The 11,710-nt window shown below is 63.3% G+C and carries 12 protein-coding genes; 8 read left to right on the plus strand and 4 right to left on the minus strand.

All coding sequences use genetic code 11. The annotated features are described in order from the left end of the window. Positions 1-157: 157 nt before the first annotated feature. Together argS and IM784_RS15270 are read left to right on the plus strand one after the other, a co-directional pair. Entirely contained in the window at positions 158-1,885 is a 1,728-nt protein-coding gene (gene argS / locus IM784_RS15265) for an arginine--tRNA ligase (protein WP_199556217.1), read from the plus strand. After that, complete coding sequence (locus tag IM784_RS15270; protein WP_199556218.1) at positions 1,885-2,763, plus strand: SPOR domain-containing protein; 879 nt, start codon at positions 1,885-1,887, stop codon at positions 2,761-2,763. Before argS ends, IM784_RS15270 begins: the two co-directional genes overlap by 1 nt. On the opposite strand, the gene IM784_RS15275 is transcribed toward IM784_RS15270, so the two are convergent. Continuing rightward, positions 2,760-2,984: a sulfurtransferase TusA family protein gene (locus IM784_RS15275; protein WP_199556219.1), complete on the minus strand. Its 225-nt coding sequence runs from the start codon at positions 2,982-2,984 to the stop codon at positions 2,760-2,762. The genes IM784_RS15270 and IM784_RS15275 overlap by 4 nt on opposite strands. Before the next feature lie 106 nt (positions 2,985-3,090). Between IM784_RS15275 and IM784_RS15280 the strand changes: the two genes are divergently transcribed. Next, positions 3,091-3,567 (plus strand): hypothetical protein, encoded by a 477-nt coding sequence (locus IM784_RS15280; protein WP_199556220.1) that lies wholly within the window; start codon positions 3,091-3,093, stop codon positions 3,565-3,567. Further along, positions 3,567-4,808: a TCR/Tet family MFS transporter gene (locus tag IM784_RS15285; protein ID WP_199556221.1), complete on the plus strand. Its 1,242-nt coding sequence runs from the start codon at positions 3,567-3,569 to the stop codon at positions 4,806-4,808. The genes IM784_RS15280 and IM784_RS15285 overlap by 1 nt, the downstream gene beginning before the upstream one ends. Here the strand turns inward: IM784_RS15285 and IM784_RS15290 are convergent. After that, positions 4,805-5,590 (minus strand): hypothetical protein, encoded by a 786-nt coding sequence (locus IM784_RS15290; RefSeq protein WP_199556222.1) that lies wholly within the window; start codon positions 5,588-5,590, stop codon positions 4,805-4,807. The two genes, IM784_RS15285 and IM784_RS15290, sit on opposite strands and share 4 nt — an antisense overlap. 155 nt (positions 5,591-5,745) lie before the next feature. Between IM784_RS15290 and IM784_RS15295 the strand changes: the two genes are divergently transcribed. Next, on the plus strand, positions 5,746-6,990 hold the full coding sequence (locus IM784_RS15295; protein WP_199556223.1) for a tyrosine-type recombinase/integrase: 1,245 nt from the start codon (positions 5,746-5,748) through the stop codon (positions 6,988-6,990). Between the two features lie 36 nt (positions 6,991-7,026). Here the strand turns inward: IM784_RS15295 and IM784_RS15300 are convergent, their stop codons facing one another. Beyond that, positions 7,027-7,344 carry an MbcA/ParS/Xre antitoxin family protein gene (locus IM784_RS15300; protein WP_199556224.1) on the minus strand — a complete coding sequence of 106 codons (318 nt, stop codon included), beginning with the start codon at positions 7,342-7,344 and terminating at the stop codon, positions 7,027-7,029. A gap of 187 nt (positions 7,345-7,531) precedes the next feature. Between IM784_RS15300 and IM784_RS15305 the strand changes: the two genes are divergently transcribed. From IM784_RS15305 to IM784_RS15315, 3 genes are read left to right on the plus strand one after another with little or no spacing between them, the layout of a single operon-like run. After that, positions 7,532-7,747: a helix-turn-helix domain-containing protein gene (locus IM784_RS15305; RefSeq protein WP_026150031.1), complete on the plus strand. Its 216-nt coding sequence runs from the start codon at positions 7,532-7,534 to the stop codon at positions 7,745-7,747. A 2-nt stretch (positions 7,748-7,749) separates the two neighbouring features. Next, entirely contained in the window at positions 7,750-9,060 is a 1,311-nt protein-coding gene (locus IM784_RS15310) for a type II toxin-antitoxin system HipA family toxin (protein WP_199556226.1), read from the plus strand. Between the two features lie 55 nt (positions 9,061-9,115). After that, the gene (locus IM784_RS15315; protein WP_199556227.1) at positions 9,116-9,946 is read left to right on the plus strand and encodes a DUF3883 domain-containing protein; all 831 of its coding nucleotides are present in this window, start codon (positions 9,116-9,118) and stop codon (positions 9,944-9,946) included. A gap of 8 nt (positions 9,947-9,954) precedes the next feature. Here the strand turns inward: IM784_RS15315 and IM784_RS15320 are convergent. After that, positions 9,955-11,710, minus strand: a 1,756-nt coding sequence (locus tag IM784_RS15320) for a DUF3320 domain-containing protein (RefSeq protein ID WP_199556228.1), incomplete at its 5' end; no start/stop codon positions are given.

Below are 11,710 nucleotides of genomic sequence, written 5' to 3' on the forward strand. Positions count from 1 at the left end.
GAATAGGCCAGGGACTGATCCTGTCCAACCCGAATCTGTGCTCCCGGTTCCAGTTGAGGCGAACGCCGCTGAGCCAGTTGAGGCTTGCGCGCAGGGCGGCTAACGGGAGCGCTGATACGTGTCTGAACGCCGGCCCGGCGTTCGAGGAGATTCTGGTTTGGACGTCTTTCAACGGTTCGAGGATGTGGTGGCGGAAGCGGTCGCGGCGCTGGTGGCCGATGGAACGGTGCCGCCCGAAGCTGCGAATGCGGCGATCGTGCTGGAACCGCCGCGCGACCCGTCGCATGGCGACCTTGCCACCAATGCCGCCCTGGCGATGGCAAAATCCGCCAAGGCCAACCCGCGCGAGCTGGCGACGCGGATCGCGATGAAGCTGGCGCGGCATCCGGATATTGCCAGCGCCGAAGTCGCCGGGCCTGGCTTCATCAACCTGAAGCTGGAGCCGACGGTCTGGCAGGACGAGATCGGCCGCATTCTGGCCGAGGGCGCCGACTATGGCCGGGGCGATCCTTCGCAGGAGACGCTGCCGGTCAACGTCGAATATGTCTCTGCCAACCCGACCGGCCCGATGCACATGGGGCACTGCCGCGGCGCGGTGGTGGGTGACGCGCTTGCCAGCCTGCTGGCCTTTGCCGGCCACGATGTGGTGCGCGAATATTATGTGAACGACGCCGGCGGGCAGGTCGATGTGCTCGCGCGCTCCGCCCATCTGCGCTATCGCGAGGCTTTGGGGGAAGATATCGGCGACATCCCGGAAGGCCTCTATCCGGGTGACTATCTGAAGCCGGTGGGCGAGGCGCTGGCGAGCGAATTTGGCGACCGCTATGTCGGTGCGGCGGAGGGCGAATGGCTGGCGCTGTTCCGCACCCGCGCCGTTGCCGCCATGCTGGAGATGATCAAGGCCGATCTGGCGCTGCTGGGCATTGTTCACGACCGTTTCTCTTCCGAGGCCGCGATCCTTGCCGAAGGCGCGCCGCAGGCGGCCGAAGCGCTGCTGCGCAGCCGTGACCTTGTCTATGACGGCACCCTGCCGCCGCCGAAGGGCGAAGTTCCGGAAGATTGGGAGCCCGTCGAGCTGCCGCTGTTCCGCAGCACTGCCTATGGCGACGATATCGACCGGCCGATCCGGAAATCCTCGGGAGACTGGACCTATTTCGGCATCGACATGGCCTATCATGCCGACAAGGCGCGGCGTTCTTCGGCGCTGGTCAACATCTGGGGCGCCGACCATACCGGCACGATGAAGCGCATCGAGGCGGCGGTCGACGCGCTGACCGAAGGCCATACCCCCTTTGTCATCAGGATTGTGCAGATGGTGCGCCTGTTCCGCGGCGGCGAGCCGGTGAAGATGTCCAAGCGCTCGGGCAATTTCGTGACGTTGGCGGATGTCGTGAAGGAGGTCGGCCGCGATGTGGTCCGCTTCATGATGCTGACGAAGCGCCCCGAGGCGATGCTGGATTTCGATTTCGTTTCCGCCATCGAGCAATCGCGCGAAAACCCGGTGTTCTACGTCCACTATGCACATGCGCGGATTTCCTCGGTGCTGCGCAAGGCGGCCGGCATGAACCTGCCCTCTCCGGCGCAACTGGAGCTTCTGGACGAACAGGAGCTGCAGCTCGCCGGGCTGGCGGCACAATGGCCGCGCGTGGTGCGGCAGGCGTCGGTGGCGCGTGAACCGCACCGGATCGCCTTTTATCTGGCTGACCTCGCCGGCGCGTTCCACACGCTGTGGAACCGGGGCAACGACGATCCGGGCTTCCGGCTGCTGGTTGAAAGCAATCCGGCGGTTACGGCGGCGCGCCTGCAGCTGGCTTCGGCAGTGGCGCAGGTGATCCGCACCGCGCTGGGCGTGATGGGCGTTACCGCTGCCGAGGAATTGCGCTGATGGCACCGAGGTCGCCTTCCCGCGGCCCGTCTCCGCGTGAGGACGCCTCGCGCCGCAATCGTGGCTGGGAGGATGAACCGGCCCCGCGCCGCGCGCGCCGGCAGGAGCCGGATGACGCCCCATGGCTCGACGAAGGCGATTTCGAGGAGGAAGGCCCGACGCATACGCTGGTGGGTCGCCGCGCCTTCTGGGGCATGATGGCGCTTCTGGCGATCCTGACCATCGGCGTGATTGTTGGCATCATGCTGGTGTCGAAGCGGGAGACTACGCCCATCGACGTTCCGGGTGTGGGTGAGCAGGTTCCGGTGCTTTCTTCGCCCGGTCCGTGGAAGGTGGCCCCTAGCGGGCCCGACGTGGATGGCGTTCCGGTGGAAGGTCAGGGACAGGTGCTGTTCGGTACGGGGGATGGACGCGATCCGGAAGCCGCAATCGCGCTCGACGCCATGCCCGAAGATCCTCTGCCGCGCCCTGTGGCGGAGCCGGAGCCTGTGCCCGAAACCGTCATCGTGGAGGGCGAGCCGAAGGCTGAGCCGGCCCCCATCCCTGCAAAGCCTGTCGTCGCCGCGCCTCCCCCGGCGAAGCCCCGGATCGCCGAGCCGAAGATGATTGTTGCGCCCGAGCCGGAGCCGCGGGCTTCCGGCAATGGCAGCACCTTGCAGCTTGGTGCCTTCTCCAGCGAATCGCGGGCGCGTGCCGCGTTCAAGTCGTTGACCGATCGATACCGCTATCTTGCCGGTTTCGAGCCTGTGATCCTGCCGACCGCAAGCGACGGCAAGACGCTGTATCGGTTGCGCACCAGTGCGGCCAGTCCGGCGGAAGCCAGGGACATCTGCGGCCGGCTGAAGGTGGCTGGAGAAGCCTGTTCGGTGGTGGGCTAGGCGCGCACGAGGAAGCGCCCGCCGCCTGCCTGCAGCAGCGTCCAGCCGCGCTCCCGACACAGGGCGGGAATATCGGCCTCGGCAGCCGGATCGTCGGCGAGCAGGTCATAGCGTGCCGTGCCGCCTTCGCGCACGGCGCGGGCCAGGCGCAGCGCGGGCAGCGGGCATTTCAGCCCGCGGGCGTCGACCGGTATTGCTGCATCCGTTGGGCTTCGCGTCATCTTGCGCCGCATAGCTTGACGGTGCGGGCAGGGGCGAGCGGAATCGCGCACCTATTGTCGCAGGCATCGGTTGACCCGGCGAAAGCCCGCGCTAACCTGCCCGCCCATGGAACTTCTCGATATCCTGCTGATCGCCGGCCTTGTTCTTGGCCTCGTCCTGATGGTCATCCTGATGCGGGGATCGAAAAAGCTGCCCGCCAAGGATCCCGTGCGGGCAGCGGAAGCCGCGCTTGCCGCCGCAGTGGCCGAATCGCCAAAGCCCGAGGATGTGCCGCCTGCAACCGTGGCTGCGGAAGCCGCCGCTTCGCCGTTTCTTGCGGCTCCGGACGGCGCTGCCGATGATCTTTCGAAGATCAAGGGGATCGGCCCGAAACTGTCGGCCAGGCTAGGCGAACTGGGCGTGTTCCACTATCGTCAGATAGCCAACTGGACCCCGGCGCAGCTTGCCGAAGTCGATGCACAGCTTGGGACTTTTGCCGGTCGCCCCGAACGAGACCAGTGGCAATCGCAGGCAAGGCTGCTGAGCGACGGCGACCTGAAGGCCTATGAGCGGGTGCACGGCAAGATCGGGCCGTCGGCCTGATGCGGGCGCCGGCCTCCGGCGCGAGCCGGGGCCCGCTCGCGTTCATCATTCTCACCGTGTTGCTGGATACGATGGGGTTCGGCCTCATCATTCCGGTGCTGCCGCAACTGGTCGGCGAGCTGGGGAATGTGTCGCTGGACAAGGCCGCCACCATCGGCGGCACGCTGATCATGACCTACGCACTGGCGCAGTTCCTGTTCTCGCCGGTGATCGGCGGGCTTTCCGATGCGCATGGCCGGCGCCCGGTGCTGCTGCTTTCGATGGCGGGATTCGGGATCTCGATGCTGGTCGCGGCCTTTGCCACCAGCCTCTGGATGCTGTTCGTCGGCCGCACGCTCGCCGGGATCACGGGGGCCAGCTATTCGACCGCCAACGCCTATATCGCCGATATCACCCCGCACGAGCGGCGGGCGCAGACGTTCGGGCTGCTGGGGGTGGCGTTCGGGCTCGGCTTCATATTCGGCCCGGCCATTGGTGGCCTGCTGGGGTCGCTACACCCGCGCTGGCCCTTTATCGCGGCAGCGTGCCTGGCCGGGATCAACATGCTGTGCGGCATCTTCCTGTTGCCGGAAAGCCTGCCGCCGGAGCGCCGCCGCGCTTTTGACTGGCGCCGCGCCAACCCCATTGGCGCCATTCGCCAGCTGGGGCGGCTGGGCGGCTCGCTTCGGCATCTTGCCGCTACCTTCTTCATCTGGATGTTCGCCATCCAGTCGCTGCACGGCATCTGGAGCTATGTCGCCGCCTATCGCTATCACTGGACGCCGCTGGGAATCGGCTTGTCGCTGACGACGGTTGGCGTGCTTGCGGTGCTGATCAACGGATTGCTGGTGGGGCGCGCGGTCAGGTTTCTGGGGGAATGGCGGACGGCGCTGGCAGGCATGGCGGCAGGCACGCTCGGCTATGCCATCCAGATATTCGCCTCGACGCCGGGGCTTGCCTATCTGGCGCTGACCGTGGGCGCCTTTGGCGGCCTTACCGTGCCGGCCCTGCAGGCGATGATGACCTCTCGCGCGGCTTCCGACCAGCAGGGGGAGTTGCAGGGGGCGCTGGCCACGCTTTCATCGATCACGGTAATGGCGGGGCCGCTGATCTTTTCCCGTATCTTTGCGCATTTTTCGGGTGCCGACGCCGGTGTTCATGCGCCGGGCGCGCCGTTCGTGCTGTCGGCCGGGCTTGCCGGCATTGCGCTTGCCCTGCTCGCCCTTGCCGGCAATCCGCGCAGCCCGGAACTGAGGGCCTAGCCCACGCCCTCGCCGCCGCCGTTTGCCGACAGGTCGGCGTTGCCGGCCGATCCGCGCTCGATGGTTTCAGCCGGCACCTGATTGGGGGCCGGAGAGACAGGCCTAGGGACGGCGCGATTGGCAATCTCGCTCAAGATGTCGGGCACCAGCCGCTCGGAGAAGCCCGCCAGGAAGGCGATGACGAACATCTTCATCAGCTCCGTGCGCGAGCAGAGGCCGAGCGCGAAGGCAAAGCGGTCGCCGGCGCTGCCGGTGCGGAACGCCTTGTGCGTGGCGGTCCAGGCGACGGCATCGGAGGCCGGCGGGCCGGCGCCGCATTCGCTGGAGCCGACGGGTGCGGGGAAGACGCCGCCGGATATCCCGAGCGCATTGGCGAGGCCGCTGGCGAAGATCAGATAGGCGATGCCGGCGAACACCGCCGCGGACGCCATTGCCAACCGCACGCCGTTCCAGCCTGCCGCGAGCCCGCCGATCGAGAAGACCGGGTCGGAACTGAGCACCGGCGTGTCTACCGCGCGCTGAAAGCGCTGCGCCACGCTGACGATGGAGCCCGCATATCCCAGCGCCAGGATGATGAGGATGCCCAGCAGGAAATAGGGCACCTGCGTCATGAACAGCTGCACCTTCTCCGGCAGATCGATGATCGGGCGACCGGCCTGGAAGGCGAAGGAATTTGCAGCCCGCCACAGCAGGGCGCCCGCCAGTGTCAGCAAGGCGCCCATCGAGAGCACGAGGATCGGGGTCTGCAGGCGGAAGAGAAGCGTGACTCTTCTGGGCACCATTTTTCTTTCCGGACACTTCCGCAAGTGTCCGGAAAAATCCAAGAAAACAGCCACTTACGACAAGTTTGGCGTCCATCGGCATCCAGCCGAGTTCGTTGAAATTGGCGGTACATGACGGTATATCTGACGGTATCAAAACCGACAGAGGTGGCACCATGCTGACCGATCTGGCCGTCCGAAAAGCCGCGCCGCGCGACAAGCCCTACAAGCTCTCTGATGGGGGCGGGCTGTACCTGCTGGTGACGACCGCGGGTCAACGATACTGGCGGATGGACTATCGTTTCGGTGAAAAGCGGGCCACTGCGGCACTCGGGGTTTATCCGACCATCACCTTGGCCGAGGCGCGAGCCAAGCGACTGGAGATCAAGAAGCAGATCGCCGAGGGGATCAACCCAGCGGCCAAGCGCAAGATCGACAAGATCACCGGGCCGCTCGCCAATGTGAACAGCTTCAAGGCCGTGGCGGAAGAATGGCTCGACAAGGCCCGACGCGAGGGCCGTGCCGATGTGACTGTGTGCAAGCTGACATGGCTGCTCGAATTCGCCTACCCCATGATCGGAGATCGCAAGGTGGGCGAGATCAAGGCTCCCGAATTGCTAGCCGTGCTACGCGCGGTTGAGAAGCGCGGGCATTACGAAACCGCGCGACGGCTGCGCAGCACCTGCGGACAGGTCTTCCGCTATGCCATTGCCACGGGCCGCGCCGACCGCGACGTGTCGGCAGACCTGCGCGGCGCGCTGATCGTGCCCAAGGTGACGCACCGCGCCGCCATCACCACGCCGAAGGAAACGGGCGCTCTGCTGCGGGCCATCGATGCCTATTCAGGCTATCCGGTTACCCATGCGGCGCTGAGGCTTGCCCCTTATGTTTTCGTGCGTCCGGGCGAACTGCGGCAGGCAGAATGGAGCGAGTTCGACTTTACCCGCAACATCTGGACCATCGCCGCCGACAAGACCAAGATGCGCGTCGCGCACCGTGTGCCGCTCAGCCGTCAGGTCCTCGCCATCCTGGAAGAGCTGCGCGAGATCACCGGCAACCGCCGCTTCCTCTTCCCCGCCCAGGGCAAGCGCGACAGGCCCATGTGCGAAAACACGATCAACCTCGCGCTGCGGCGGATGGGGTTCGACGGTACCACGATGACCGCCCACGGTTTCCGCGCCATGGCGAGCACCTTGCTTAACGAGCAGGGTCACTGGAACCCCGACGCGATCGAGCGCCAGCTCGGCCATGCCGAGACCGATGACGTCCGCCGCGCCTACGCGCGCGGCGAGCACTGGGATGAGCGCATCAGGATGATGCAGAGCTGGGCGGACTATCTCGACCAGCTAAGGTCCGGTGCAAAGGTGCTGCAAGGCAGCTTCCGCAGGCCATCGGGCGCTGCGAGCGCGTTGCCGGGTTGATCCTGCGGCACCACTCAGGATCTGTCACCAATCTGTTCAGCTGGCGATTTCCACATCAAGGTAGGCCTCGACGCGCCGCATACCTGCGAGGCCATCTGCCAGCATGAGATCGAGCGCGCAGGCCCCATCAAAAGCCTCGTTAGGTGCACCAATCCACAGCGCGGCCCTATCGCTGTCAGCGAATATGCATCGTAATGCGCGATGAATGCCGAGCAGCGCTGCAGCCCGCCCTTCGCCGTTGAGAAGCCGCTCGGCTGCTGCATCCTGAACGCCCCAGCGCGCGACCAATGCAGCGGCCGCCCGCGTCATGGCCAGCATTTCTTCATCGTCGTATTGAGCGCTGGCGATCGACATGGACAGATCCACTGACTTCGACGCGCCCTCGATAGCACGGAACGTCCGCCGAGGCCACCAATAAACTTACCGAGCGGTAAGAATTTCCGGATGGGCCTCAACATGAAGGGGATTCCTTCCCGATCGGGAAGGAATGCTCTTGAAACTCTACAGTATATATGAGAACTTCCCGATCGGTAAGACTGACATGATCGACAACGCAACCCAATTCGGCGCAGCCGTCGCCTCGGCCCGCAAGGCCCTTGGCCTTACCCAGCGGGAGCTGGCGCTCGCAATCAACAGCGGTGAGCGCTTCATTGTCGATCTGGAAGCAGGAAAGCCCACCGCCCAACTCGGCAAGGCACTCGCCGCCGCCAAGGCAGTCGGCTTGCGGCTCACCGCGACCGGCATTTCGCAGGCCTGACGGTGGACCTTCCCGTTCACTACGAAGACCGCCTGGTCGCCACGATCAGCGCCGACGCGCAGGCAACCCGCCTCACTTATGCGGATGCCTGGAGTTCATCCGCTGACATCTTCCCGGTCTCGCTGGCCATGCCGATCCAGCCGGAGCCCTATGGAGGAGAACAAGTGCTTCCCTGGCTGATGAACCTCCTGCCGGAGGGCGAACCACTGCGCGCCATGACGCGCGCACTCGGCGCTGCGCCGGAGGACGCGCTCGGCCTGATCACACAGACCGGCAACGATCTGGCAGGCGCGCTCAGCATCGCCCCGCAGCAGCCGCGCGGCAAGCCCGGCTATCGTCCGATCCCGGATGCCGACGCACTGGAACGGATCATCGAGGAATTGCCATCGCGGCCATTTCTGGTTGGCGAGGACGGCGTTTCGATGAGCCTTGCCGGCGCGCAGGAAAAGCTGCCGGTGGCCGTCATCGAAGGCCAGATTGCGGTGCCGATCAACGGCGCACCATCCACGCATATCCTCAAGCCCGACAATCCACGCCTGCCCGGCAGCGTCCAGAATGAGGCGCTGTGCATGGTTCTCGCTCGCAGGATTGGCCTCAATGTCGCGCCGGTTACAACCGGCGTTGCAGGGAAGCGCAGCTATCTGCTTGTCGAGCGTTATGACCGTACAGGCACCGGCACCAATGTCCGCCGCCTGCATCAGGAGGACTTTTGCCAGGCCCTCGGTCGTCCGCCTGCAGCCAAATACGAGTTCAACGGCACCGGTACGCGCGGCCCCTCGATCGCCGACATGTTCGCGGTTGTCCGCCAGCATATGACGGCGCGCGACATCACCCGGCTGCTGGACGCCGTGATCTTCAATATCGCCATCGGCAACGTCGACTCCCACGCCAAGAATTACTCGATCCTGCTCGGCCCGGGCGCGCCGCAGCTTGCCCCGCTCTACGACCTGATGTCCGGGCTCGCTTGGGCGAACATCACCCAGAACCACGCCCAGGCGATCGGGGGCCAGCGCCGCGGTCGGCACATCTACGGTCGCCACTGGCGGCGCATGGCAGAAGCCGCAGGACTGGCAGCGCGAGGAACGGTGCAGCGGGTGGAACAGGTGACGGCACGGTTGCTGCGCGAACTGCCCGCAGCGGTCGAGGAGGTGGCAGCAATGCCCGCCGGTTCGTCAATGCTGGAAATCTTCGCCAAGGAGATCGAGGAGCGGGCAACCGAAGTCAGCACGCACGCCGGGCAGGAAGGTGTACCAGAAGTAAGCGGAGGCGTGGATGAGGCACCTGTATTGGGAGGCTCGGCATATGGTCAATAAGATCTGACCACTCGCGTCCTGGTCAGGCCCTGCGATATCGGTTAGCTGAGATCGGGTGGCTGAAGATTGGACCGAATCCGAAATTGATGCGGTTGTCGCCGACTACTTCGGAATGCTTGGCGACGAGCTCGCGGGTCGTCCTTTTGTAAAGCTCGCGCGTTATCGCAGCCTTGCTGAACGAATCCCGCGAAACATCAAATCGATCGAGCGCAAGCACCAGAACATCAGCGCGATCATGATTGGTTTCGGGCAGCCATGGGTTACAGGACTCGAGCCAGCCAAGCATTATCAGAATGCATTGGCAGATGGAGTGTTGCGCTGGCTTGACCAACGCCCCGATTGGCTCGAACCAAGGGTTCAAGCTGACGAAGGTAGTCATGTTCGTGAGATCCCGTCTCTATGGATTGGGCCTCCCCCGACGCATCAGAATGAACCACCACTGATAGATCCGACCATCATGGCGGCCATCGGCAAGAAATATAATGTGGCGGAACGCGATGCCAGGAACCGGCGGCTGGGCAAGGCTGGCGAAGAGCTGGTCGTGCATCACGAGCGCCAATCGCTCTTGCAGGCTGGACGAAACGATCTTGCCGATAAAGTACGCTGGACCGCCGTACAGGACGGCGATGGCTATGGCTTCGACATTGCCAGCTTCGAACCCGATGGCCGTGAGCGACTGATCGAGGTGAAGACGACCAACGGCTGGGAACGCACGCCTTTTCACATCAGCCAGAATGAAATCGCGATTGCTGAAACCCGCCGTGATGAATGGCACCTCGTGAGGGTATGGAATTTTGCTCGCCAACCAAAAGCCTTCAGCCTTCGCCCTCCACTCTCGACGCACATCGATCTGACGCCAACAAGCTTTCTCGCAGCGCTGAGATAGCCGAAGGTTTAGGCTTGAGCCTCGTCAGTAGCCCGCGCGATCGAAATTGCTGCCTCGAAGCGTTTCCGTGTTGGTTCACGCAACCGCGCCAAACTGAATGTTCGTGCAAAGTGAGCCAGGATTTCAGTATCCGGCTTGGCTTTGCGGACCATGGGTAGTGCCAGGCTGGCGAGTTCCATAAGAGGGATATCGCGGTGAGATCGCCAGTCAGATCGAGCAGGTCGATACGCAACCAATCTCATGACATCCATGCTTCGGTGGAACACAACTTTACGGCCATCTTCCGATATTGATGGATGGCGCCCTGCGATTGCACCAGTCACGAGATCTTGAATGATCCTGCCAGCCCGCTCCTTCTTGTGCGCCCGTGCAATCCTTTCAATTAGCATGTCCTCGTAGATCGGCGCTTCAATCTCAAGAACTTGATCGACCATTTGCTCCAGAACATGCCGGTAATCCGTATGATAAATCTGGTCTGCGTCATCATCCGGAACTGACAATGATGCTAAACGATATTCTTCACCTATTTCATGAGCCGGGTTTCGATACTCGGATTTGCCAGTTTCAGGCATTTCCATTTCCCGTTCGGGCGCTTCTGTAGCTGAATTTCCAGTCGTAGCTTCGGCGAGGATATGCAGGCCGCGCCCTGCGCTCTTCACTAGCCCCTTGGCATGAAGTGAATTCCCGCGAGACGGTGAGAGGGCATTGTTTACCAGCTCCTCCCACTTTTCCTCACCAGGTCGAAACTTGGCCTGCTCCCGATCTCCCTCTGAAAGCGGTAGAATGCTCACAAGTGCTTTCTTCAAGTCGCCGTTCGACCATACCTTGTTGTCGGACATCAGATCTAGAATGGCGACCTGAACCTGGGATTCCGTCACGCGCTGCGACGACGAGGAGGCACCCCGGGGCAATTCGATCTCAAACAGATCGTCATTTGCTCCCAGCGGCTCCGCCGGAGCAAAAGTCGACGAACTGTCCTCCTCGTCGGGCACAGCAACGATTTCGTCATCGCTCCCAATCGAGGGCCGCCAGAGCCGTAACTCAGTATGCCTGCTGGCCCAGTTTCCATCTCCACTGACCGGCTGAATCCCCCGCGCTTCGAGGAAGTCCGCAAGTTCGTCAATCACGTGCTGGCGGCATCTCACGAAGCGGGATGCAAAACAGCGCCACACCGTCCAGCCGGCTCGCTCCAATATCCGCTGGCGCATCATGTCGTCAGGCCATTTGTCTGGCCCATGGTAACGATCGCCGTCGCATTCGATAGCAATGCGCTGGTCGTTGTCCCCTTCAACGACGAGGTCAATCCGGAAGTTGCCGACCCGTACCTGAGTATTGACCCTGAAGCCACGCTCACACAGCAGGTCGAACATTTCCCGTTCGAAATCGGACTCACACCGATCGCGGCGGTCCTTTAGGTCCGACGTTTCAGCCGGATAAGGGCAGCGGAAATGCTCCAGAAGTGATCTGCGGAGTTGATCGCTTGCGCGAAGCTGATCTAACTCAACTGAACGGACCAGATATGTTCTGTCCCTAGCGCGCGACAATGCGACATTGAAACGCTGCTCATAGCGATTGCCAGACAACGGGCTGTCAGCCCGCTGTGCAACCAAAGAAACGAACATGATGTCCCGTTCATCGTAAGCGGTGCGCGGGTCCCGTGGTTTTGACTTGATGTGAGTTCGGGCATGCCGTCCTGCAACTGAGTTTGCGAGGGACTGGTCGTGGAGCACCAAAATGAGCACCGGATGGAGGTGCGTGGGTCGA

It is taken from the genome of Sandaracinobacteroides hominis, from assembly GCF_016464365.1.
Taxonomy (GTDB): Bacteria; Pseudomonadota; Alphaproteobacteria; order Sphingomonadales; family Sphingomonadaceae; genus Sandaracinobacteroides; species Sandaracinobacteroides hominis.